At 73.7% G+C, this 22,600-nt stretch carries 23 protein-coding genes and 1 riboswitch; of the genes, 14 read left to right on the top strand and 9 right to left on the bottom strand.

Going from position 1 to position 22,600, the window contains the following annotated elements; translation table 11 throughout:
- The first annotated feature begins 15 nt into the window (after positions 1-15).
- The 3 genes from AB0O82_RS12865 to AB0O82_RS12855 all read left to right on the top strand — a co-directional run bounded on the left by AB0O82_RS12865 (position 16) and on the right by AB0O82_RS12855 (position 2,420).
- Positions 16-393, top strand: a complete 378-nt coding sequence (locus AB0O82_RS12865) for a DUF5304 family protein (protein WP_363582980.1) — start codon at positions 16-18, stop codon at positions 391-393.
- A 193-nt stretch (positions 394-586) separates the two neighbouring features.
- Positions 587-1,531 carry an ROK family glucokinase gene (locus tag AB0O82_RS12860; protein ID WP_363582978.1) on the top strand — a complete coding sequence of 315 codons (945 nt, stop codon included), beginning with the start codon at positions 587-589 and terminating at the stop codon, positions 1,529-1,531.
- A 133-nt stretch (positions 1,532-1,664) separates the two neighbouring features.
- Entirely contained in the window at positions 1,665-2,420 is a 756-nt protein-coding gene (locus AB0O82_RS12855; protein ID WP_363582976.1) for an endonuclease/exonuclease/phosphatase family protein, read from the top strand.
- Here the strand turns inward: AB0O82_RS12855 and AB0O82_RS12850 are convergent.
- Together AB0O82_RS12850 and AB0O82_RS12845 are read right to left on the bottom strand one after the other, a co-directional pair.
- Complete coding sequence (locus tag AB0O82_RS12850) at positions 2,417-3,193, bottom strand: hypothetical protein (RefSeq protein ID WP_363582974.1); 777 nt, start codon at positions 3,191-3,193, stop codon at positions 2,417-2,419. The two genes, AB0O82_RS12855 and AB0O82_RS12850, sit on opposite strands and share 4 nt — an antisense overlap.
- The gene (locus AB0O82_RS12845; protein ID WP_363582972.1) at positions 3,186-3,980 is read right to left on the bottom strand and encodes an alpha/beta fold hydrolase; all 795 of its coding nucleotides are present in this window, start codon (positions 3,978-3,980) and stop codon (positions 3,186-3,188) included. The genes AB0O82_RS12850 and AB0O82_RS12845 overlap by 8 nt, the downstream gene beginning before the upstream one ends.
- Before the next feature lie 256 nt (positions 3,981-4,236).
- Here AB0O82_RS12845 and AB0O82_RS12840 point away from each other — a divergent pair, with 256 nt between their 5' ends.
- From AB0O82_RS12840 to AB0O82_RS12830, 3 genes are read left to right on the top strand one after another with little or no spacing between them, the layout of a single operon-like run.
- Entirely contained in the window at positions 4,237-5,070 is an 834-nt protein-coding gene (locus AB0O82_RS12840; protein WP_363582970.1) for a lysophospholipid acyltransferase family protein, read from the top strand.
- A 35-nt stretch (positions 5,071-5,105) separates the two neighbouring features.
- Positions 5,106-6,365 carry a DUF5931 domain-containing protein gene (locus tag AB0O82_RS12835; protein WP_363582968.1) on the top strand — a complete coding sequence of 420 codons (1,260 nt, stop codon included), beginning with the start codon at positions 5,106-5,108 and terminating at the stop codon, positions 6,363-6,365.
- Positions 6,343-7,023 carry a response regulator transcription factor gene (locus AB0O82_RS12830; RefSeq protein ID WP_063347264.1) on the top strand — a complete coding sequence of 227 codons (681 nt, stop codon included), beginning with the start codon at positions 6,343-6,345 and terminating at the stop codon, positions 7,021-7,023. Before AB0O82_RS12835 ends, AB0O82_RS12830 begins: the two co-directional genes overlap by 23 nt.
- Positions 7,024-7,105: 82 nt before the next feature.
- Here the strand turns inward: AB0O82_RS12830 and AB0O82_RS12825 are convergent, their stop codons facing one another.
- Positions 7,106-9,040 carry an anthranilate synthase family protein gene (locus AB0O82_RS12825; protein ID WP_363582966.1) on the bottom strand — a complete coding sequence of 645 codons (1,935 nt, stop codon included), beginning with the start codon at positions 9,038-9,040 and terminating at the stop codon, positions 7,106-7,108.
- A 301-nt stretch (positions 9,041-9,341) separates the two neighbouring features.
- Here AB0O82_RS12825 and AB0O82_RS12820 point away from each other — a divergent pair, with 301 nt between their 5' ends.
- Together AB0O82_RS12820 and AB0O82_RS12815 are read left to right on the top strand one after the other, a co-directional pair.
- Positions 9,342-10,691 (top strand): class II 3-deoxy-7-phosphoheptulonate synthase, encoded by a 1,350-nt coding sequence (locus tag AB0O82_RS12820; RefSeq protein WP_063347262.1) that lies wholly within the window; start codon positions 9,342-9,344, stop codon positions 10,689-10,691.
- Positions 10,692-10,900: 209 nt separating this feature from the next.
- Positions 10,901-11,194 (top strand): (2Fe-2S)-binding protein, encoded by a 294-nt coding sequence (locus AB0O82_RS12815; protein WP_363582964.1) that lies wholly within the window; start codon positions 10,901-10,903, stop codon positions 11,192-11,194.
- Positions 11,195-11,198: 4 nt separating this feature from the next.
- Here AB0O82_RS12815 and bfr read toward each other — a convergent pair whose 3' ends face one another.
- On the bottom strand, positions 11,199-11,678 hold the full coding sequence (gene bfr / locus AB0O82_RS12810) for a bacterioferritin (RefSeq protein ID WP_363582962.1): 480 nt from the start codon (positions 11,676-11,678) through the stop codon (positions 11,199-11,201).
- Between the two features lie 221 nt (positions 11,679-11,899).
- Here bfr and AB0O82_RS12805 point away from each other — a divergent pair, with 221 nt between their 5' ends.
- The gene (locus tag AB0O82_RS12805) at positions 11,900-12,529 is read left to right on the top strand and encodes a molybdopterin-dependent oxidoreductase (protein WP_063347259.1); all 630 of its coding nucleotides are present in this window, start codon (positions 11,900-11,902) and stop codon (positions 12,527-12,529) included.
- Positions 12,530-12,557: 28 nt separating this feature from the next.
- Here AB0O82_RS12805 and pknB read toward each other — a convergent pair whose 3' ends face one another.
- The 4 genes from pknB to thiO all read right to left on the bottom strand — a co-directional run bounded on the left by pknB (position 12,558) and on the right by thiO (position 16,690).
- Positions 12,558-14,345 (bottom strand): Stk1 family PASTA domain-containing Ser/Thr kinase, encoded by a 1,788-nt coding sequence (gene pknB, locus AB0O82_RS12800; protein ID WP_363582960.1) that lies wholly within the window; start codon positions 14,343-14,345, stop codon positions 12,558-12,560.
- Between the two features lie 119 nt (positions 14,346-14,464).
- Positions 14,465-15,262 carry a thiazole synthase gene (locus AB0O82_RS12795; protein ID WP_363582958.1) on the bottom strand — a complete coding sequence of 266 codons (798 nt, stop codon included), beginning with the start codon at positions 15,260-15,262 and terminating at the stop codon, positions 14,465-14,467.
- A gap of 1 nt (position 15,263) precedes the next feature.
- On the bottom strand, positions 15,264-15,518 hold the full coding sequence (gene thiS, locus AB0O82_RS12790; protein WP_363582956.1) for a sulfur carrier protein ThiS: 255 nt from the start codon (positions 15,516-15,518) through the stop codon (positions 15,264-15,266).
- Positions 15,515-16,690: a glycine oxidase ThiO gene (gene thiO, locus AB0O82_RS12785; protein WP_363582954.1), complete on the bottom strand. Its 1,176-nt coding sequence runs from the start codon at positions 16,688-16,690 to the stop codon at positions 15,515-15,517. Before thiO ends, thiS begins: the two co-directional genes overlap by 4 nt.
- Positions 16,691-16,693: 3 nt before the next feature.
- Positions 16,694-16,806: riboswitch (TPP riboswitch) on the bottom strand.
- 84 nt (positions 16,807-16,890) lie between these two features.
- On the opposite strand from thiO, the gene AB0O82_RS12780 reads away from it, so the two are divergent.
- From AB0O82_RS12780 to thiE, 3 genes are read left to right on the top strand one after another with little or no spacing between them, the layout of a single operon-like run.
- On the top strand, positions 16,891-18,099 hold the full coding sequence (locus tag AB0O82_RS12780; RefSeq protein ID WP_363582952.1) for an FAD-dependent oxidoreductase: 1,209 nt from the start codon (positions 16,891-16,893) through the stop codon (positions 18,097-18,099).
- A 42-nt stretch (positions 18,100-18,141) separates the two neighbouring features.
- Positions 18,142-18,507 (top strand): Rv2175c family DNA-binding protein, encoded by a 366-nt coding sequence (locus tag AB0O82_RS12775; RefSeq protein WP_350884398.1) that lies wholly within the window; start codon positions 18,142-18,144, stop codon positions 18,505-18,507.
- Positions 18,507-19,157 (top strand): thiamine phosphate synthase, encoded by a 651-nt coding sequence (gene thiE, locus AB0O82_RS12770; protein WP_363582950.1) that lies wholly within the window; start codon positions 18,507-18,509, stop codon positions 19,155-19,157. The genes AB0O82_RS12775 and thiE overlap by 1 nt, the downstream gene beginning before the upstream one ends.
- A gap of 56 nt (positions 19,158-19,213) precedes the next feature.
- On the opposite strand, the gene AB0O82_RS12765 is transcribed toward thiE, so the two are convergent.
- Positions 19,214-20,320 carry a polyprenyl synthetase family protein gene (locus AB0O82_RS12765; protein ID WP_363582948.1) on the bottom strand — a complete coding sequence of 369 codons (1,107 nt, stop codon included), beginning with the start codon at positions 20,318-20,320 and terminating at the stop codon, positions 19,214-19,216.
- 220 nt (positions 20,321-20,540) lie between these two features.
- Here AB0O82_RS12765 and metF point away from each other — a divergent pair, with 220 nt between their 5' ends.
- Positions 20,541-21,461: a methylenetetrahydrofolate reductase [NAD(P)H] gene (metF, locus tag AB0O82_RS12760; RefSeq protein WP_363582946.1), complete on the top strand. Its 921-nt coding sequence runs from the start codon at positions 20,541-20,543 to the stop codon at positions 21,459-21,461.
- 218 nt (positions 21,462-21,679) lie between these two features.
- On the top strand, positions 21,680-22,582 hold the full coding sequence (locus AB0O82_RS12755; RefSeq protein ID WP_363582944.1) for a hypothetical protein: 903 nt from the start codon (positions 21,680-21,682) through the stop codon (positions 22,580-22,582).
- Positions 22,583-22,600 lie beyond the last annotated feature (18 nt).

Raw genomic sequence — 22,600 nt, 5'->3', positions numbered from 1 at the left:
GAGGAGGCGCCCGCGATGACCAGCACCGACGACCGGACCGAGCCCACCGCCGAGCCGGGCGGCCCGCAGGCCCACCCGTTCGGGCCGGAGCTGGGCCCGCTGGTGGACGAGGTGCGCAAGCTCGCCTCCGCCGTCGGCCAGAAGGCGCAGGAGGCGAGCGCCGACACCCTGATCACCCTCTCCGGGCTGGCCGACCGGCTGCGCACCCAGCAGCCCGAGGTCTACTCCCACCTCGCCGCTGCCGGCTCCGGACTGGCCGCCGCGGGCACCGAACTGCTGGCCGCCTACCGGGCCGCGGTGGCCGGCCACGAGCACCGCTGGACGGCTGGCGAGGGCTCCCCCACCGAGCGGATCGACCTCGACACGCCTGACGAGGCGTCCGCCAAGCAGTGAATCCGTAACCTTCGAACCGTGATCGCGTTGCTCTGGTGCGTGACGAAGCGGGCGATTAGATACGACTTTTGAAGCTTGGCGGCCCGGTTGGTCCATGATTGTCTTCGGTTAATGTATGCGAGGCTGTGTACGGGGGGCAGGGTTGGGCGGTACCGTTCCGCCCAGCGGGAACGAGTGAATAGCTGAGGGACACATGGCTCTGACCATCGGCGTCGATGTCGGCGGGACCAAGATCGCGGCAGGCGTGGTCGACGAGGCGGGCGCGATCCTGGCCCGGACCAGGGTGCCCACCCCGGCCGACCCGCAGTGGGCGGTCGATGCCATCGCGCAGGCCGTGCGCGAGCTCAAGGAGCAGCACCCCGACGTCACCGCCGTCGGCGTCGGCGCCCCCGGCTTCGTGGACAGCAACCGTTCCACGGTGATCTTCGCTCCCAACATCGACTGGGAGAACGAGCCGCTGCGCGGCCGCATCGAGGAGCTCGCCGGCCTGGACACCGTCGTCGAGAACGACGCCAACTGCGCCGCCTGGGCCGAGTTCCGCTTCGGCGCCGCCGCCGACCACCGGGACATGGTGCTGATCACCGTCGGCACCGGCATCGGCGGCGGCATCGTCCTCGACGGCCGGCTGCACCGCGGCCGGTTCGGCGTGGCCGGCGAGATCGGCCACCTCAACATGGTCCCCGACGGCCTGGCCTGCGGCTGCGGCGGCAAGGGCTGCTGGGAGCAGTACGGCTCCGGGCGGGCGCTGCGCCGCTACGGCCGGGAGAAGGCCGCCGCCGACCAGGTGCGCGGCCGGCGGATGCTGGAGCTCAACGACGGCGTCGCCGAGACCATCCGCGGCATCCACATCACCGAGGCGGCCGAGGAGGGCGACCCGCTCGCCCTGGAGTGCTACGCGGAACTGGCCGACTGGCTCGGCCGCGGCATGGCCGACCTCGCCGCGCTCTTCGACCCGGGCGTCTTCGTCCTCGGCGGCGGCGTCTCCGACTCCGGCCGCCTGCTGCTCGACCCGGTCGCCAAGGCCTTCGAGCACTACCTCACCGGCGGCATCCACCGCCCGCGCGCCGAGGTCGTGCTGGCCTCGATGGGCTCCGCCGCCGGCATCGTCGGCGCCGCCGACCTGGCCCGCACCGCGTAGCCACCCCCCGAACCCGCCGGCGGCGGTGCGACCGGACCCCGACCAACCCCGGACGCGCCGCCGCCGACGCACGCCCCCGGCCCTGCCGTACGGTCGTCCCACGCACCACGTACGTACGGGGAGGACCAGGACCATGACCACGGCACCCGCCGAACCGCCGCCGCCCGGCCCGCGCCGACTGCGCCTGCTCAGCTACAACATCCGCTCGCTGCGGGACGACCGGCGGGCGCTGGCCCGGGTGATCCGGGCCTGCGCGCCCGACCTGGTCTGCATCCAGGAGTCGCCGCGCTACTGGCGGCCCGAGGGCCAGGCCGCCTGGCTGGCCCGGAGCACCGGGACGGCCGTCCTGGCCGGCGGCGGCCGGACCGCCGCCGGGCCGCTGCTGCTCGGCCGGCCCGGCGCGGCGCAACTGCTGGGCGTGCACGACCGGCTGCTGCCCAAGACCCGCGGCCTGCACGCCCGGGGCTTCGCCACCGCGCTGCTGCGACTGCCCGGAGCGGCGCCGTTCACCCTCACCAGCTGCCACCTCAGCCTGGACGCCGACGAGCGGTACGGCCAGTTCGAGCTGCTGCTCGACCAGCTCGGGATCGCCGAACACGGCATCGTGGCAGGGGACTTCAACGAGCACCCGGACGGCAGGGGCTGGCAGCTGCTGGCCGCGCGGCTCCAGGACGGGTACCCGACCGCGCCCTGGGGCGGCGAGTTCACGTCCGTCCCCGAGCGCCCCTACCAGCGGATCGACGCCGTGTTCGCCACGCCCGGGATCACCGTCCTCGGCTGCGGGGTGCCGCACGGGCTGCCCGGCGTCACCGAGGCCGACCTGCGCGCCGCGACCGACCACCTGCCGGTGCTCGCGGTGCTGGAGCTGCCGGAGGCTCCGGCAACCTAGACGACCGCGCCGTTGTCCGGGTCCTCGGGCTCGTCCTCGTCGCGGTCCTTCATCCGGGTCACCAGGGTGACGAAGCCGCCGAGGAAGGCGGTGATCCCGACCCAGGCCGGCCAGCCGGCGATCTCCCGCCACACCACCGCGTCGAACAGCAGCAGGGCGGGGCCGCCGAGCACCGCGAGCCAGGCGAACTTCGCGGTGACGTCGGCGGTCGGCAGCGGCGGGGGCTCCGGCGGGACGTAGTGGTCCTCGTCGGTCTCCTCGGCCAGCTCGAAGTCACGCGGGCCCGAGCCCGCCGCCGGCATCACCGGCCGACCGGAGCGGGGGCGGGGCTGCGGGGCGAGGTCGGCGAGGTCGTCCGGGTCGGTCCGGGAGCCGGGGGCGTCCTTGAGGCCGCCCTTCAGCTCGCTCTGCGCCCGGAGGTTCTCGACCTCCGGCCAGTTGGGATTGGTGAGGTCCACGGGGTCGTCGAACTGGGCGACCAGGGCGGCGAAGATCTCGTCCTGCTCGGCCTGGCTGCGCTCGGGGGCGCGCCGGGTGCGGGGCTCCGCGGGCGCGGTGGCGTCCGGTTCGGCCGGGCGCCGGTCGGCGGCCGTCGCTTCGGGGGCCTCCGCGGCCGGGGCGGTGACGCCGTCCGCCCCCGGACGGTCCGCCGGGGCGCCGCTCTGCGCGGTGCCGTCCTTCGCCGTGCCGTCCTTCGTCGCGCCGTCCTCGCGGGGTGCCTCGTCCCCGCCGCCCGCCGTGCTGCTCTCGTGCACTTCCGGCCCTTCAGCCATGGTGATCGTCGGATTCGACCCCGGTGACGCCCACCGCGTGCGCGGGGGCCAGCCGTCGGATGAAGTCCTGGCTGGCCGCGAATATTTCCGCCGCGTCGTGGTCCAGCGTCGCGACGTGGAAGCTGCGCTGGCACAGCCGCTCCGTCACGTCGGTCGAGGATATCCGGGCCAGCACCAGTTCCGAGTTGGCCGGCGAGACGACGTGGTCCTGCGGACTGCGGAAGAGCAGCACCGGCTGGGTCACCTGCGGCAGCCGCCGTCGGACGTCCCGCCACAGCCGGCCCAGCGACCAGGCGGCGTTCAGCGGCGTCCGGTCGTAGCCCAGCTCGACCGCGCCGGGCTTGGCGATGTCGTCGGCGATCCCGGGCACGCTCGGCACGAGGTGCCGCAGCACCGGCAGCAGCACACTCGCGGGGTTGTCCGAGCGCACCGACGGGTTGACCAGCACCAGCCCGGACACCGCCGGACCGTGCAGCGCGGCCAGCCGCAGCGCCAGCGCGCCGCCCATCGACAGCGCGCAGACGAAGACCTGCTCGCACTCGGCGGACAGCGTCAGCAGTTCGTGCTCGACCTCGGCGTACCAGTCCTCCCAGCGGGTGACCTGCATGTCCCGCCACCGGGTGCCGTGTCCGGGCAGCAGCGGCAGCGACACGCTGAACCCGGCCGCGGCCAGTTCCTCCGCCCAGGGCCGCAGCGACTGCGGCGACCCGGTGAAGCCGTGGCACAGCAGCACCCCCACCGGTCCGCCGCGGTGGCGGTACGGTTCGGCACCGGGCAGCAACGGCATGGCGGACTCCTTCGCGGGCGGGTGGCGCTGGGGGAGGGACGCTGGAGGGGGAGGCTGCGGGAATCCGCATCGTCCCACGGCCCCGCCCGGGACGTACACCCCTCATGGCGGCTCCCGCGCGGGCCGCACACCCCTCGCGACGGCCCCCGCGCGAGTGTCTGCGGGAGTCCGGCGGCGGCCCGCCGGGGCGGGGCGGGGCGCGGGCCGAGCCCACGGGGCATTAGGATCGACCGGTCCGCATAACAGGAGGCCCGGGTTGTTCTACCGACTGATGAAGATGATCGTCGCGCCACTGCTTCGGATCTTCTTCCGGCCGTGGATCGAGGGTGAGGAGAACATCCCCACCGAGGGCGCGGCCATCATCGCGAGCAACCACCTGTCCTTCTCGGACTCCTTCTTCTTCCCCGCGCTGATCAAACGCCGGGTGACCTTCATCGCGAAGGCCGAGTACTTCAACACCCCGGGCATCAAGGGCCGGCTGACCGCCGCGTTCTTCAAGGGCGTCGGCCAGCTGCCGGTGGACCGCTCGGGCGTGCGCGGCGCGGGCGAGGCCGCGATCCGCAGCGCCATCGCGGTGCTGGACGGCGGCGAGCTGTTCGGCGTCTACCCCGAGGGCACCCGCTCGCCCGACGGCAAGCTGTACCGCGGCAAGGTCGGCGGCCTGGCGCGCGTCGCGCTGGCCACCGGCGCGCCGGTCATCCCGGTCGCCATGATCGACACCGAGAAGGTCCAGCCGCCCGGTCAGGTGATCCCCAACTTCGGTACCCGCCCCGGCATCCGGATCGGCCGCCCGCTGGACTTCTCCCGCTACCACGGCATGGAGAACGACCGCTTCATCCTCCGTTCGGTGACGGACGAGGTGATGTACGAGATCATGCGGCTCTCCGGCCAGGAGTACGTGGACATCTACGCGACCGCGGCCAAGCGGCAGATCGCCGACGACAAGAAGAAGGCCGACGCCGAGCGCAAGGCCGCCGCCAAGGCGGAGAAGGCGGAGGCGGAGGCCGAGAAGGCCGCCGCCGACAAGGCCGCCGCGACGGAGAAGGCCGAGCAGTCCGGGCAGGAGCCGAAGGAGACCGGGTCGGCCTGACGACCGCGGGCGCGGCCCAGGGGAGGGGCGGAAGGATGACGGACGGCGAGAGAACCGGGGCAGTCGGCGGCGCGGTCGCGGCCGGGGGCATGTCCGTCGAACTGCCGTTGTGGAAGGCCATCTCCTACTTCCGGCTGCTGGCCCTCTGCTACGCCCTGCTGCGCTACCTCAACTCCTACCTGGACTTCCTGCACCCGGTCGCCGGCTGGATCTTCCTCGGTACGCTCACCCTCTGGACGCTCGCCAGCACCCGGGCCTTCGCTGGCCCGCAGCGCTGCACCTGGTACGTGCTCGGCACCGACCTCACCCTCGCCGTCACCGGCATCGTGATGAGCGGCCTGACCGACGACCCGGTGCGGATCAGCCACGGCGCGCCCACCCTGCCGACCATCTGGGCCGCCGGTACGGTGCTCGGCTTCGCCGGCAAGGGCGGCTGGCGCTGGGCGGCCGCCGCGGGCACGGTGATCGGCGTCGCCAACATCCTCGGCCACGGCGGCGCGACCGGCGACAACGTCCACAACATCATGCTGCTGATGGTGGCCGGCTGCGCCATCGGCTACGTCATCGAACTGGCCCGCGCCAGCGAGGCGACGCTCACCCGGGCACTCCAGGTCGAGGCGGCCACCCGGGAGCGCGAGCGGCTCTCCCGCGACATCCACGACGGCGTGCTCCAGGTGCTCGCCCTCGTCCAGCGCCACGGCGCGGAACTCACCGTGCGGCCGACCGAGGGCGCTGCGGCCGTGGCCGGTGGACGCCCGGGCGGCGACGCCGACTTCGCCGAACTCGGCCGGCTGGCCGGCGAGCAGGAGCGCGCCCTGCGGGCGCTGATGACCGGCGGCCCGATCCCGGGGCAGCGCCCGCCGGAGCGCGGGGCCGGGGAGCCGCAGGACCTCACCGCGCTGCTGCGCCCGTACGCCGACGAGCGGATCACGCTGTCCGCCCCCGGCGGGCCGGTGCTGCTGTCCGCCGGGGCGGCCGGCGAACTGGCCGCGGCGGTCGGCGCCGCCGTCGACAACGTCCGCCGGCACGCCGGGGAGCGGGCCCGGGCCTGGATCCTGGTGGAGGACGAGCCGCAGGCCGTCACGGTCAGCATCCGCGACGACGGCCCCGGCTTCGCCCCCGGCCGCCTCGGCGAGGCGGAGCGGGCCGGGCGGCTGGGCGTCTCCCAGTCCATCCGCGGCCGGCTGCTGGACCTCGGCGGCACGGCCGAGCTGTACTCGGCGCCCGGGGAGGGCGTCGAGGTCGAACTCCGCGTCCCGCGGAAGGGGTCTGATGACCGATCAGCCGACGACTGACCGGCCGATACGGGTGATGGTCGTGGACGACCACCCGATGTGGCGCGACGCCGTCTCGCGGGACCTCGCCGAGGCCGGGCTGGACGTGGTGGCCACCGCGGGCGACGGCGAGGAGGCCGTGCGCCGGGCCCGCGCCTGCTCGCCGCAGGTCGTCGTGCTGGACCTCAACCTGCCCGGTCTGCCCGGCGCCGAGGTGTGCCGCCAGGTGGTCGCGCAGGACCCGGCGGTGCGGGTGCTGGTGCTCTCGGCCAGCGGCGAGCACCAGGACGTGCTGGAGGCGGTGAAGTCCGGCGCGACCGGGTACCTGGTCAAGTCGGCCGGGCGGGAGGAGCTGCTGGACGCGGTGCGGCGCACGGCCGTGGGCGACGCCGTGTTCACCCCGGGCCTGGCCGGCCTGGTGCTGGGCGAGTTCCGCCGGCTGGCCGCCGAACCGGCCCCGGCCTCCGCGCCGGCCGTCCCGCAGCTGACCGCCCGGGAGACCGAGGTCCTGCGCCTGGTGGCCAAGGGCCTGTCGTACCGGCAGATCGCCGACCGGCTGGTGCTGTCGCACCGGACGGTGCAGAACCACGTCCAGAACACGCTCGGCAAGCTGCAACTGCACAACCGGGTGGAACTGGTGCGGTACGCGATCGAGCAGGGGCTGGACGACGACATCTGACGGCTCCGGTGGGATCCGGCCGCCTCGGCGATCCCGCGTGCGGCGGGGGCCGGTCTCCCGGGACCGGCCCCCCACCGGCTGCTCAGCCGCGGACGGCCGCCGCCTCGCGCAGCAGGCCCGCCACGATGCCGACGCCGTCGCGGGTCAGCACCGACTCGGGGTGGAACTGGAGGCCGGCGAAGCCGGGCCCGCGCAGCGCGTGGACGTCCCCGGTGACGGCGTCCCGGGCGACCTCGACGCCCCGCGCGGCGAGCCGGGCCGCGTCGGCGTCCGAGCAGCGCGCGGTGAACGTGTTGTAGAAGCCGACGGTGTGCTTGGTGCCGAACAGATCGATGCTCTCCTGCGCGCCCTGGTACGGGACGTCCTTGCGGCCCAGCGCCAGCCCGAGCTCGCCGCAGAGCAGCTGGTGGCTGAGGCAGACCGCGAGCAGCGGCGCGGTGCGGGCCCCGGACCGGACGGCTGCCAGGGCGTCCGCGACGACCGGCCGCAGCAGGGCCATCTTGGGGTCGTCGGCGAGCGCCGGGTCGCCGGGCCCGGGGCCCAGCACCAGCGGTCCGCGGTGCGCCGCCAGCAGGGCGGGCAGCCCGGGCGCGTCGTAGCGGACGACGCTGACCTGGTGGCCGATCGAGGTGAGCAGGTGGGCGAGCATCGAGGTGAAGGTGTCCTCGCCGTCGACCACCAGGGTCGGCGCGGGCTCGGTGACCACGGTCGGTGTCTGCATCCGCAGCCAGAACGGGGCGAGGTCGGCCCGCCGGGCGTCCAGGGCGGCCTGGACGCGGTGGTCGTCGGCCAGCCGGGGGCCGGTGGGGCCGGGCAGCCGGGCGGGCGCGGGCCGGGCGCCGATCGCGGTGAGCACCCCGGCGGCCTTGGCGTGGGTCTCGGCGACCTCGGACTCGGGGACGGAGTGGCGGACCAGCGTGGCGCCGACCCGGACGACCAGGCGGCCGGTGGCCGGGTCGATGTCGGCGGTGCGGATGCAGATCGGCGAGTCCAGCAGCTGTCCGCCGCTGGCGGAGCGGCCGATCAGGGCGAGCGCGCCGGAGTAGTAGCCGCGCCCGCCGGGCTCGTACCGCTTGATGACCCGGGTGGCGTTCTGGACCGGGCTGCCGGTGACGGTGGCGGCGAACATCGTCTCGCGGAGCACCTCGCGGACGTCCAGCGAGGTGCGTCCGCGCAGCTCGTACTCGGTGTGGGCGAGATGGGACATCTCCTTGAGCCGGGGCCCGAGCACCTGGCCGCCGAGGTCGCCGACCGTGCACATCATCTTGAGCTCTTCGTCGACGACCATCGTCAGTTCCTCCAGTTCCTTGGGGTCGTGGAGGAACCGGAGCAGCGAGTCGATGTCCGAGCCGCCGGTCGGATAGCGGTAGGTGCCGGAGATCGGGTTCATCACGACGGTGCCGCCGCTCTGGCGGACGTGCACCTCGGGGGAGGCGCCGACCAGGACGCGTTCTCCGGTGTGCACCAGGAAGGTCCAGTAGGCGCCGCGCTCCTGCTCCAGCAGCCGCCGGAACAGGGTGAGCGCGAGTGCGGGCGAGAAGTTCTCCAGGGTGGCGCCGAAGTCGCGCCGGATCACGAAGTTGGCGCCCTCGCCGTTGCCGATCTCCTCCTCGATCACCCGGCGGACGATCGCGGCGTACGCCTCGTCGTCGATGTCGAACGAGCCGCCGGTGAGCGAGACCGGCGACTGCGGCAGGGCGGCGGTGAGTTCGGCCAGCGGCAGGGTGTGCTGTTCGGCCACCGAGAGGGCCTGCAGCGGGGTCCCGTCGTCGTGCGCCTCGAAGCCGCGCTCGCGGATCTGCCGGTACGGGACGAGCGCGAGCAGGTCGTGCACGGGGCCGTCGGCCGGGACGCCGGTGCGGACCGGCAGGTCGGCGAGGTTCCGGTAGCTGTCGACGGTGCCCATCAGCACCTCGACGGTGTCCGGGGCGAGCCGGGGGGTGCGGCGGTGCAGCAGGGCGAACGCGGGCGCGTCGGGAGCGGTGAGGCGGGCGAGCAGGTCGGCGGTGGCGGTCACGGAGCGGCTTCCTTCCGGGGGACTGGTGAGGTGCGGTGCTGGGATCCGCTCCCGGAGGGCCGTCTGCGCATACGCCGACGGCCGCCCCGAGGGGCGGCCGTCGTGTTCGTCTAGGAACGCGCGATCGGTGGGCCACCCTTGGGGGAGGCCCACCACCAGGAGTGGGTGTGGGGCGCGTGCATGGTTCGAGCGTAGCGGATCGTGCGGGGAGGGTGAGCCCGGTCACGTGTTTGTCCGAGTTATGTCTCACCCCTCGGGCAATGGTCACGAATCGCTCGGGTCACCCCGTAGCCTTGGTGGTGTGACCGTGACGACTGAGACATCGAGGACTGGCCACTCCTGGCAGTCCCTGCCCGCGGCGCAGCAGCCTGAATGGCCGGACCAAGAGGCTCTGCGCAAGACCCTTGCCGAGCTCGCCTCCTATCCGCCGCTCGTGTTCGCCGGCGAGTGCGACCAGCTGCGCGCCCGGCTCGGCGCCGTGGCGCGCGGGGAGGCCTTCCTGCTGCAGGGCGGTGACTGTGCCGAGGCCTTCGACGGCGTCTCGGCGGAGCACATCCGCAACAAGCTGAAGACCCTGCTGCAGATGGCCGCCGTGCTGACGTACGCGGCCTCGGTGCCGGTCGTGAAGGTGGGCCGGATCGCCGGCCAGTACTCCAAGCCGCGCTCCAAGTCGACCGAGACCCGCGACGGCGTGACGCTGCCGGTCTACCGCGGCGACTCGGTGAACGGCTTCGACTTCACCCCCGAGTCCCGCATCCCGGACCCGGAGCGCCTCAAGCGGATGTACAACGCGTCCGCCGCGACGCTGAACCTGGTGCGCGCGTTCACCACCGGTGGCTACGCGGACCTGCGCCAGGTGCACGCCTGGAACCAGGACTTCGTGCGCAACTCGCCGGCCGGCCAGCGCTACGAGCAGCTCGCCCGGGAGATCGACAACGCCCTGGCGTTCATGAACGCCTGCGGTGTGGCGCCGGAGGAGTTCAAGACCGTCGAGTTCTTCTCCTCGCACGAGGCGCTGATCCTCGACTACGAGACCGCGCTGACCCGCGTGGACTCGCGCACCGGCGAGCTGTACGACGTCTCCGGCCACATGGTGTGGATCGGCGAGCGCACCCGCCAGCTGGACCACGCGCACATCGAGTTCGCCTCGAAGGTCCGCAACCCGATCGGCGTCAAGCTCGGCCCGACCACCTCGGTCGACGAGGCACTGACCCTGATCGAGAAGCTGGACCCGGAGCGCGAGCCCGGCCGCCTCACCTTCATCACCCGGATGGGTGCGGGCAAGGTCCGCGACCACCTGCCCACCCTGGTGGAGAAGGTCACCGCGTCCGGCGCCCAGCCGGTGTGGATCTGCGACCCGATGCACGGCAACACCTTCGAGGCCTCCAGCGGCCACAAGACCCGCAGCTTCGACGACGTGCTCGACGAGGTCAAGGGCTTCTTCGAGGTGCACCGCGCGCTGGGCACCCACCCGGGTGGCATCCACGTGGAGCTGACCGGCGACGACGTGACCGAGTGCGTCGGCGGTGGCGACGAGGTGCTGGTCGACGACCTGCACCAGCGCTACGAGACGGCCTGCGACCCGCGGCTCAACCGCAGCCAGTCGCTGGACCTGGCGTTCCTGGTGGCGGAGATGTACCGCGGCCAGTGAGCTGCCACGGGAGCTGCCACGGGTGAGCCGCCGCCGGCGGGTCACCGGTGAACGAATGTGACGAAAGCCCCTCCGGATTCGGGGTCCCCGAGCCCGGAGGGGCTTTTTCGTGCCCGGATCGCCGGGTAAGGTGAGGCTTAGTGAAGTAAGGCAAGCCTTAGTCAAGATCGTTCCGCCGGTCGGCGCCGCACCACCCTGGAGAGTCCGCGATGTACGTGTGCATGTGCCATGCGGTCACCGAGGACCAGGTGAAGAAGGCGATCGACGCCGGGGCCGGCACCCCGCGCCAGATCGCCCGGGGCTGCAAGGCCGGTACCGACTGCGGATCCTGCGTCCGCCGGATCCAGGCCCTGCTCGGCGAGCACGGCGCCCGGCCCTGCCCGACCGCCCGCCTCGCCGCGAAGCTCGGCCTGGCCGACCCGCAGGACCAGGCCGCGTCCGCGCCGGCGGCCACCGTGACTCAGGCCGCCCCGACCCCGGTCGCCCCGCTGCGCGCGGCCTGAGGGCTCAGGAGTCCGGCTGCTCGATCACCTGGGCGAGGTAGAGGGCTTCGCCGAGCTTCTCCAGGAGCTCCAGCTGGGTGTCGAGGTAGTCGATGTGGTGCTCCTCGTCGGCCAGGATGTCCTCGAAGATGTTCGCCGAGGTGACGTCGTTCTTGGCGCGCATCACCACGATCCCGCGCTTCAGCCGGTCGATCGCCTCGACCTCGATCTGGCGGTCCGCCTCGAACATCTCCTTGACCGTCTGGCCGATCCGGACGTGGAACAGCCGCTGGTAGTTCGGCAGCCCGTCCAGGAAGAGGATCCGGTCGGTGAGAGTCTCGGCGTGCTTCATCTCGTCGAAGGACTCGTGCCGGGTGTACTTGGCGAGCTTCGTCCAGCCGAAGTTCTCCTGCATCTTGGCGTGCAGGAAGTACTGGTTGATCGCGGTGAGCTCCGCGGTGAGCTGCTCGTTGAGGAACTCGATGACCTCTGGGTCGCCCTGCATGGCTGGTGCCTCCCTGCGCTACGGCCTGTTGTGACTCCTGCGCTGCGCATCCTGGCATCGAAATGGGAGAAAATTCCAGTAAGTTCACACTCACTAGGACATGTTTTGGAATATCCGATTTGAGCCGATACGGGCCCGATCACCGGTTCTTGGGGGCGGGGCGTGTGGTCGCGCGAAGGGGCGCGCACGGCGCGTCGGCCGCCGTCTGTCACCATGGAGTCATGGGTCAGTCCGAACAAGAACCGCTTCCGCCGTCTGACCCGAGGCTCCCCCCGGGGCAGCGCGTGCAGCGCGGCTGGCCCGCCCTGCACTACGGGCCCGTACCCCGCTTCAAGCCGCTGACCTGGGACCTCCAGGTGTTCGGCGCCACCGCCTCGGCGGAGAAGCACAGCTGGGACTTCGAGGCCTTCCACGCCCTGCCGCGCACCACCGTCGTCGCCGACCTGCACTGCGTCACCAAGTTCACGCTGCTCGGCAACGAGTGGTCGGGCGTGCCGGCCGCCGCCCTCCTCGACCTGGAGCCCCCCGCGCCCGGCGTCACCCACGTGATGGTCTGGGCCGAGTACGGCTACAGCGCCAACCTGCGGCTGGCCGACTTCGCCGACCCGCGGACGATCTTCGCCACCCACCGCAACGGCGAGCCGCTGACCGCCGAGCACGGTTTCCCCGTCCGGCTGATCGTCCCCGGGCTGTACGCCTGGAAGGGCCCCAAGTGGGTCCGCGCGGTGGAGTACATGCGGGCCGACCGCCGGGGCTTCTGGGAGGAGCGCGGCTACCACAACCTCGCCGACCCGTGGCGCGAGCAGCGCTACTCCCACCAGGAGGAGCCGGGCGACGGCCCGCTGCGCTGAGGGTGGGCCGACGTTCGGAGGAATCCCCTTAGAAGAAGGGGAAGTTGACCGTCACCGCGGTGTGCTGCGGGCGCCGCTCGCCGGCCGCCGGGGACTGACTGGACACCTTGCCGGTGCCGAACAGGTTGACCCCGCTGGTCTGCATCGTGAAGCCGGCCGCCTGGAGCGCCTTCGCCGCGTCGTCCTTGCTCATCCCGGTGACGTCCGGGACGGGCACCATGCCCTTGCTGACCACCAGCGAGACCGCGGTGTTCTCCTGGAGCAGCTGCCCGGCCGCCGGCGAACTGCTGATCACCACGCCCTCCGGCACGGTGTCGTCGTACGTCCCGGTCACGCCGCCCCTGGTCAGCTGGGCCGCGGTCAGCGCGTCGGCGGCCTGGTCGGCGGTCTTCCCGGCCAGGTCCGGCACCGCGATCCGCTTGGGGCCCCTGGAGACGGTCACCGTCACGGTGTCGCTCTTGCGGGTCCGCGCGCCCACCCCGGGGTCGGTGGCGATCACCTGCCCGGCCGGGACGCTCTCGCTGAACGCCTCGACGAAGCGGCCGTGCATGCCGTCCTTGTCCAGGATCCGCTGCGCCTCGGCCCGGTCCTTGCCGAGCACGCCGGGCACCGGCCCGTACAGCCCTTCGGACAGCCCGTACGTCGCACCGCCGACCGCCAGCACCAGGGCGGTCAGCGCGGCGACCCAGATCAGCGGCTTGCGGGGGAGGCGGCGCAGCAGGCCGGGCCGGCGCCCGCGCACCGGGGTCGGCTCGTCGTACGGGCGCGGCTCGACCAGCAGCTGGTCCAGCAGCTCCGCCGGCACGTCCAGCACGCTGGTGGGCTCCGGCGCCCCGGCTGCGGGCCCCGCCGGCTGCTGGATCACCGAGGTCGGCTCGCTGGTCGGGTAGCGCGGGCTGGGCCGGGTGGAGGCCGGCGGCTCCGCGTCCAGCTCGGCCGGGGTGAGCGTGCGGCGGATCCGCTGGAGGGCGGCGAGCAGTTCGACCGCGTCGTACGGGCGGGCCTCGGCCGTCCGGGCGCAGGCGCCGGCCACTATGGCGTCCAGCCCGGGGCCGACGGCCGGGGCGATCAGCGAGGGGGCGGGGACGTCCTCGTGCAGGTGCTTGTACATCACCTGGACGGGGTTGTCGCCGGTGTGCGGGCGGCGGCCGGTGAGCATCTCGTAGAGCAGGATGCCGGCCGCGTAGACGTCGACCCGCTGGTCGGTGGGGGCGTCCGGGAGGATCTGCTCGGGGGCCAGGTAGGAGACGGTGCCGAGGACCGTGCCGCCGGTCGCGGTGCTGGTCGAGGTGCTGGTCGAGGTGGGCGCGCCGTCGGCGGTGCCGAGGACCCGGACCAGGCCGAAGTCGGCGACCTTGACCAGCCCGTCCTCGGTGATCAGCACGTTCTCCGGCTTGACGTCCCGGTGCACCAGCCCGGCCCGGTGGGCGGCGCCGAGGGCGGCCAGCACCGGCTCCAGCACGTCCAGCGCGGCCCGCACGGACAGCGCGCCGCGGTCGCGCAGCAGGTCCCGCAGGGTGCGGCCGGGCACGTACTCCATGGCGAGGAAGACGTTCGCGCCGTCCGCGCCCTGGTCGAAGACGTTCACCACGTTCGGGTGGGAGAGCCGGGCGACGGCCTTGGCCTCGCGGATGAACCGGGCGGTGAAGCCGTCGTCCCCGGCCAGCGCGGGGTGCATCACCTTGAGGGCGACGACCCGGTCCAGCCGGGTGTCGGTGCCCTTGTAGACGGTGGACATCCCGCCGGTCGCGATGCGCTGCTCGACCCGGTACCGGCCGTCGAGCAGGGTACCGATCAGGGGGTCGTGCAGTGCCATGTCCACCCGGAGAGTCTAGGGCCGCAGGCGGCAGCCGGACCCGGAGGACATCGCCTCCGGGCCCGGCTGTGCCCGGTTTGTGACACGGCACACGCGGGCGGGTGCCGTGCGCCAGGGCGTCAGAACGCCGGGTGCTCGCGGGTGTCCAGCTCCGCCCGGCCGGCCATCGCCGAGGAGGCCTCGGCGTGGAACCGGCGCGGGATGCGGCCGGCCCGGTGGGCGAACCGGCCCGCCTCGGCGGCGTGCCGCATCGCCTCGGCCATCAGCACCGGGTCCTGCGCCCTGGTCACCGCGGAGGCGAGCATCACCGCCGCGCAGCCCAGCTCCATCGCCAGCGCGACGTCCGAGGCGGTGCCGGCGCCCGCGTCCAGGATCACCGGGACGCCCGCGTCCTCCACGATCAGCTGGAAGTTGTGCGGGTTGCGGATGCCCAGGCCGGAGCCGATCGGCGAGCCCAGCGGCATGATCGCCGCGCAGCCGACGTCCTCCAGCTTGCGTGCCAGCACCGGGTCGTCGTTGGTGTACGGCAGCACCGTGAAGCCGTCGTCGACCAGGGTCTCGGCGGCGTCCAGCAGCTCGATCGGGTCCGGCAGGAGGGTCCGCTCGTCGGCGATCACCTCCAGCTTCACCCAGTCGGTGCCGAGCGCCTCGCGGGCCAGCCGGGCGGTCAGCACGGCCTCCCCGGCGGTGAAGCAGCCCGCCGTGTTGGGCAGCACCCGGATGCCGTTGCGGGTCAGCACGTCCAGGACGGAGCCCTGGGTGCCGGCGTCGACCCGGCGCATCGCCACGGTGGTCAGCTCGGTGCCGGAGGCCAGCAGCGCCCGTTCCAGGATCTCCAGGCTGGGTGCGCCGCCGGTGCCCATGATCAGCCGGGAGCCGAAGGACTCCCCGGCGATGGTCAGCAGGTCGTCAGCCATGTCAGCCTCCCTGGACGGCGGTGAGGATCTCGATCCGGTCGCCCGCCGACAGTTCCGTGGCCGGCCACGAACTGCGCGGCACCACGGCCTCGTTGAGGGCGGCGGCGACGCCGCTGTGGGCGGCGCTGAGGGTGGCCACCACCTCCGCGAGGGTGGTCGTGGCGGACACCCGGCGGGGCTCGCCGTTGACGGTCAGCCCGATCTCGGCCGGTGTGGTCTGGGCCGGTGTGGTCTGGGGTGGTGCGATCTCGGTCATGCGGAGGCCTTCGTGGTGGAGCGGTCGGGGGAGAACCGGGTGGGCGTGAACGGCTTTGCAAGCTCGGGGAGTTCGCCGGTCGCCAGGTACTCGGCGAGCAGGTCGGCGGTCACCGGGGTGAGCAGCACGCCGTTGCGGTAGTGGCCGGTGGCGGCGACCAGCCCGGGCAGCGCGGTCGGGCCCAGCAGCGGGGCGTTGTCCGGCGAACCGGGACGCAGCCCGGCCGAGGTCTCCAGCAGCGGGAGTTCGGTGATGCCCGGCACCAACTCGTGGGCGTCGCGCAGCAGTTCGTACACCCCGCCGGCGGTGACCGTGGTGTCGTAGCCCTGCTCCTCGGTGGTCGCGCCGATCACCAGCTCGCCGTTCTCCCGGGGCACCAGGTACAGGTGCTGTCCGCGCACCACCGCGCGGACGTTGCGGGACAGGAACGGCCGGTACGCCTCGGGGATTCGCAGCCGCAGGATCTGCCCCTTCACCGGGCGGACGGCCGGCAGCACGCCCTCCGGCAGCCCGGGCAGCCGGTGGCTGTGCGGGCCGGCCGCGAGCACCACCTGGTCGGCCCTCGGTGTCTCGCCGGTGCCGAGCCGGGCGCCGACCGCGCGGCCGTCCTCGACCAGCAGCCCGACGGCCTCGGCCCGGTGGAGCACGACCCCGGCGAGCTCGCAGGCGGCCACCAGGGCGGTCAGCAGCCGGCGGGGATCCACCTGGTGGTCGTCCGCGACGTGCAGGCCGCCGCGCACGCCGGGGGCGAGCATCGGCTCCAGCCTGCGGGCCTCCCGGCCGGTCAGCCAGGCCGAGTCCAGGCCGAGCCGCTGGTGGAAGGCGTGCAGCTCGCGCAGTTCCTCGCGGTCGTCGGAGTCCAGCGCGACGGCGATCGTGCCGCACCGGCGGTACCCGGTGTCCAGGCCGCCGCTCGCCTCGGTGAGCTCGGCGGCGAAGTCCCCGTACCGCTGGTTGGAGGCCATGCCGAGGCGCAGCAGCGGCTCCTCGCCGTACTGCAGCTCGGTGACCGGGGCGAGCATCCCGGCCGCGACCCCGGCCGCCCCGCCGCCGGGGGAGGGGTCGACCACGACGATGTTCCCCAGCCCGCGCTGCGCGGCGCGCCAGGCGACGGCGAGGCCGATGATGCCCCCGCCGATCACCAACACGTCGGCGTGGGTTTCCTCGGGCAAGCGTGACAAGGCTGCTCTTCTCCCTTCGCCGGAATGACCCGGATCAGGTTCGGACGGTCGCGGGCCGTGCCAGCCCGCCTCTCAGCCCGGTACGCCGGGCTCCCGTGATGGTGCCCCCACCATAACGCCGGGGGCGGGCCCGGCCGAAGGCCCGTACGTGGGGTGGACGGGCCGGTGGCCCCGGCAGGGCGCTGAGTACAGTGACGGGCGTGGCAGAGCTGAACGGAACGGATCAGGTGGTCGTCGTCGGGGCCGGGCTGGCCGGGGCGCAGTGCGCCCTGAAGCTGCGGCAGGGCGGCTGGCGGGGGCGGATCACGCTGGTCGGGGAGGAGCCGCACGCGCCGTACGACCGGCCGCCGCTCTCCAAGGACGTGCTGCTCGGCAAGGCCGACGCCACCACCCTGGACATCGACTACCCGCACCTGGGCATCGAACTGCTCACCGGCCGCCGCGCGACCGGCCTCGCCCCCGGAGTGCTGCACACCGACGCCGGCGACCTCCCGTACGACGCCCTGGTGATCGCCACCGGCGCCACCCCGCGCGCCCTGCCCGGCGCCGAGCGCGCGCACCTGCTGCACACCCTGGACGACGCGCTGGCGCTGCGTGCCCTGCTGCGGCCCGGCCTGCGGCTGGTGCTGGTCGGCGCGGGCTGGATCGGCGCCGAGGTGTCCACCGCCGCCCGCGCGGCCGGCTGCGAGGTGACGGTGGTCGAGGCGGGCCCGGCGCCCGTCCCCGGCGCGCTGCCGGCCGAGGTCGGTTCGGCGATGGCCGCCTGGTACGCCGAGGCCGGTGTCGACCTGCGCTGCGGGGTCGGCGTGGCCGCCGTCGAGGAGGGCGCGGTGCTGCTGGCGGACGGCTCGCACCTGCCCGCCGACGAGGTCGTGGTCGGCGTCGGCGCCCGGCCCGCGACGGGCTGGCTGGCCGGTTCCGGCGTCGAGCTGGACGGCACCGGCGCCGTCCTGGTGGACGGGCGGCTGCGCACCGGCCTGCCCGGCGTCTTCGCGGCCGGGGACTGCGTCAGCTACCCGTCCGCCCGCTCCGGCGCCCGGCTGGCCGTCCAGCACTGGGACCACGCGTTGCAGTCCGGCGAGGCCGTGGCGGCCGCCGTCCTCGGCGCGGACGCGCCGCCGTACGACCCGGTGCCGTACTTCTGGTCGGAGCAGTTCGGGCGGATGGTCCAGTACGCCGGGCGGCACGCCGAGGGCGACGAACTGCTGTGGCGCGGCGGCCCGCAGGACGCCTCCTGGACGGCGCTCTGGCTGCGCGACGGGGTGCCGAGCGCGCTGCTGGCCGTCGACCGGCCGCGCGACCTCACCCAGGGCCGCCGGCTGATCGAGCGCGGCACCGCGCTGGACCGGGCCCGCGCGGCGGACCCCTCGGTGCCGCTGAAGTCGGCGGTCGCGGGGTAGCGGCTGGTGCGCGGGGGGCTGTGGAGGTGGCAGTCTGGTGGCGTGAGTGAGATTGAAAGCAAGATCGAAGCCCTGGTTTCCGAGTGGATGTACCTGCCCGACATCTCGGAGCAGTGGGGGGTGCGCGTCACCGAGGTGCGCGACCTGGTCCGCAGCGGCGGGCTGATCGCCGTCCGGCGGGGCCCCAACAAGTCGCTGCAGGTCCCTGCGGCGTTCATCGACGGCCAGGGACTGGTCAAGCACCTGTCCGGCACCCTGACCGTGCTGCGCGACTGCGGGTACAACGACGTGGAGATCCTGGAGTGGCTCTTCACCGAGGACCCGTCGCTGCCCGGCAGCCCGATCCAGGCGCTGCAGGAGAACCGCGGCACCGAGGTCAAGCGGCGCGCCCAGGCGATGCTGATCTGATGGCGGCGGACACACCGCGCCGGCGGCTGGCCGACGCCCGGCTGTACCTGTGCACCGACGCCCGCCGGGAGCAGGGCGACCTCGCCCAGTTCCTGGACGCGGCGCTGGCGGGCGGGGTGGACATCGTCCAGCTCCGGGACAAGGGCCTGGAGGCCAAGCAGGAGCTGGCGGCCCTGGAGGTCTTCGCGGACGCCTGCCGCCGCCACGGCAAGCTGCTGGCCGTCAACGACCGCGCCGACGTCGCGCACGCGGCCCGGCCGGACGTGCTGCACCTCGGGCAGGACGACCTGCCGGTGCCGGCCGCCCGGGCGATCCTCGGCGACGAGGTGCTGATCGGCCGGTCCTGCCACGCCGAGTCCGAGGTGGACGCGGCGCTCGCCGAGCCCGGCGTGGACTACTTCTGCACGGGCCCGGTCTGGCCGACCCCGACCAAGCCGGGCCGCCCGGCGCCGGGCCTCGGCCTGGTCTCGTACGCGGCGAAGCAGAGCACCGACCGGCCGTGGTTCGCCATCGGCGGCATCGACCTCGGAAACCTCGACGAGGTGCTGGCCGCCGGCGCCCGCCGGATCGTCGTGGTCCGTGCCATCACGGCCGCCGACGACCCGCAGGCCGCCGCCGCCGAGCTCGCCCGGCGGGTGCGCTCGGCCTGACGGCCCCGGGGGCCGTCACCGTTCCCCGTACCTGCGGATCCCCCTGCGTGCGGATCTCAGTACTTGCGGACGGTGGCGGCCTCGGCCAGGGCCAGCAGCACCGTGCGGGCCTGCTCGTCGGCCAGCGGCGCCGCCTCCAGCGCGGCCAGGGACTGCCGCATCAGCTCGTCGATCCTGCGCTCCACCCGCTCGGGCGCGCCGCTGCGGGCCACCAGGTCGCGCAGCCCGGCGACCTCCTCGGGCACCAGGTCCGGCGCGCCGAGCCGCTCGTCCAGGTGCCGGGCGTCGGCGGCCGGCAGGCCCCGCATCGCGTGCGCCACCAGCAGGGTGCGCTTGCCCTCGCGCAGGTCGTCCCCGGCCGGCTTGCCGGTGACCGCCGGATCACCGAAGACGCCGAGCAGGTCGTCCCGCAGCTGGAAGGCCTCGCCCAGCGGCAGCCCGAACGCCCCCAGCGCCGCCACCAGCTCCGGGCCGGCCCCGGCCAGCAGCGCGCCGACCTGGAGGGGCCGCTCGATCGTGTACTTCGCCGACTTGTAGTGCAGCACCGTCTGCGCCCGGTCGAGCGCGCCCTCGTCGGCGGAGTCGCCGGCCACCGGCTCCAGGACGTCCAGGTACTGGCCGACCATGACCTCGGTGCGCATCAGGTCGAACACCGGCTTGGCGGCCAGCACGGCGGCCGGCTCCAGGCCCGAGCGCAGGAACAGCTCGTCGCACCAGATCAGCAGCAGGTCGCCGAGCAGCACCGCCGCCGAGGCGCCGTACTGCTCGCGGTCGCCGCGCCAGCCGTTCGCCCGGTGCAGCGCCTCGAAGCGGCGGTGGATCGAGGGCAGGCCGCGGCGGGTGTCGCTGCGGTCCATCAGGTCGTCGTGCACCAGGGCGCTCGCCTGGAGCAGTTCCAGCGCGGCCGCCGCGTTCGCGATGCCCTCGCCGCCGGCCGGGCCGCCGGCACTGCGCCAGCCCCAGTAGCAGAAGGCCGGGCGCAGCCGCTTGCCGCCGTCCAGCAGGAAGTCGCGCAGGGCGTCGGCGGCGGGCACGAGCTGCGGGGAGATCTTGTCCAACAGGGCGGACTGGCCGTCCATGAACGCGGCGAGGGCGGCGTTGACGCGCGCGCGGACGTCCTCCACGTCTATGGGGTTGGCCGGCCGGTTGCTGGACGAGGTCACGATGAGGCTCCGCTGGTTCGCTGGGGTGCAGCAAGCGTAGCGGGGTAGCCGGGAACGAATGTGCGAGCGGGCGTGCGCGCGGGCGTGCGGGCACACCCGGCGCGGGCCCCGAACGCCGGTCGGAATTCGACGGACCACCGGACGGAGTATCGTCCACCGCTTGTCTCAATCCGTGGTACCGAGTTGTCCGGCCCCTTCGAACGCCGGATAACCTGCCAGCATGGCACTCGGCATCGCTTCCACCAGACCGGACCGCGCACTGACGGTCCGCGAACTCCTGGCAGCCGGAAAGCGGTCCTTCTCCTTCGAGTTCATGCCCCCGCGCACCGAGGTCGGCGAGCAGAGACTCTGGGACGCCATCCGTCGGCTCGAACCGCTGGACCCCAACTTCGTCTGCATGACGTACGGCGCCGGCGGCTCCTCGCGCGAGCGCACCGTCAACATGGTCGGCCGGATCGCCACCGAGACCACGCTGACCCCGGTCGCCCACCTGACCGCCGTCGACCACTCGATCGCCGAACTGCGCAACATCATCGGCCAGTACGCCGACCAGGGCGTGCGCAACGTCCTCGCGGTCCGGGGGGACCCGCCCGGCGACCCGATGGGCGAATGGGTCAGGCACCCCGACGGCGTCACGTACGCGTACGAGCTGGTCGAGCTGATCAAGGGCATCGGCGACTTCTGCGTCGGCGTCGCCGCCTCGCCGAACATGCACCCGCGCTCCACCGACTGGGACGAGGACATCCGGCACTTCGTCGGCAAGGTCCGGGCGGGCGCCGACTACGCGATCACCCAGATGTTCTTCGAGGTCGACGACTACCTGCGGCTGCGCGACCGGGTCACCGCCGCCGGCTGTGAGACGCCGATCATCCCGGAGATCATGCCGGTCACCAACGCCAAGCAGCTGGAACGCTTCCCCCAGCTGAGCGGCTCCGCCTTCCCCGCCGACCTGGAGGCCCGGCTGCGGGCCGCCGTCGACGACCCGGCGGCGCTGCGCGCGATCGGCATGGAACACGCCACCGCGATGGCCGAACGCCTCCTCGCCGAGGGTGCGCCCGGCCTGCACTTCATCACGCTCAACCACTCCACGGCGACGCTGGAGATCTACCAGAACCTCGGCCTGCACCAGCGCCACGCGTAGGCCCCGTCCGGCGCCCCGTCGGGGGTCCTGCGCCGGGCCGATCGGGCCCGCGGGCCCGGACGTTCACCGGCCCGTCACCGCCCCGACGGTGACGGGCTCGGTCGTGTGGGCCCCGGCCGCGACCGGCGGGAACGCGATGCGGTACCCCGGCCGTTGAACCGGTACAGTCGCCGCACACGCGCGGCGAGCGCGGGCACGCGACTGGAGGTAGCGGGCGGATGGGCATCGGATACCTGCTGCTGTACGTCGCGTTGGCGGTGGTGGCGCTCTGGCTGGTCGCCGAGGTCCTGCTGCAGAACCGGGCCCCGCTGCACTGGCGGGCCCTCGCCCTGGTCGGCTTCCTCGCAGTGGCCGCCGGCATGGTGCTCGGCTCCGTCCCGGTGATCGGCGCCGGCGCCGCCCTCTTCGCGGCCGGCCAGACCTTCGTCACCCTCTCCGTCAAGCGCGGCTACCGGGCCGGCTGGTCGCTGCGCAAGGCCGACGGCTCGCTGCCCGGCCCGCTCGCCAAGGTGCCCCTGCTCGGCGCCCTCACCGGCGGCGCGGCCGCCGTGGCCGCGGTCGAGGCCACCGACAAGCGGATCGGTGAGGTCAGCGCCGTCGAGGAGGCCCCGGTCGCCGCCCCCGCCCCGGTTGCCGAGGACGTCCCCGAGGTCGAGCAGACCGCCGCCTTCGAGATGCAGGAACTCGCCCAGGACGGCGTCTACGCGCCCGCCTACTACGAGCAGCAGCAGGCGCAGGCGCCGCACGACCCCTACGCCGAGGCCTACCAGTCCGGCTACGACAACGCCGCCCAGCCGCAGCCGGCCTACGAGCAGCAGCAGTGGCAGAGCCAGCAGCAGCCGGCCTTCGCCTACGACCAGGGCTACGGGGCCTACCCCCAGCAGTCCGACCCGTACAACGGCTACCCGCAGCAGGACCAGTACCAGTCCTACCCGCAGCAGCAGCCCGGCTGGGAGCAGCACCCCCAGCAGCAGTGGCAGACCCCGCAGCAGCACCCCGAGCAACACCTGGAGCAGCACCCCGGCCAGCAGCCGGGCCAGCACCCCCAGGGCATCCCGCAGCAGCAGTCCTACGACCACACCTACGGCTACCAGCAGCAGAACACCTGGCCCCAGGGCTGAGGTCCGGCGCCAGGGCCG

Source organism: Kitasatospora sp. NPDC088264 (assembly GCF_040685715.1).
GTDB lineage: Bacteria > Actinomycetota > Actinomycetes > Streptomycetales > Streptomycetaceae > Kitasatospora.
The sequence above is the reverse complement of the archived record's forward strand: the minus strand, read 5'-3'. Positions and strand labels throughout refer to the sequence as shown.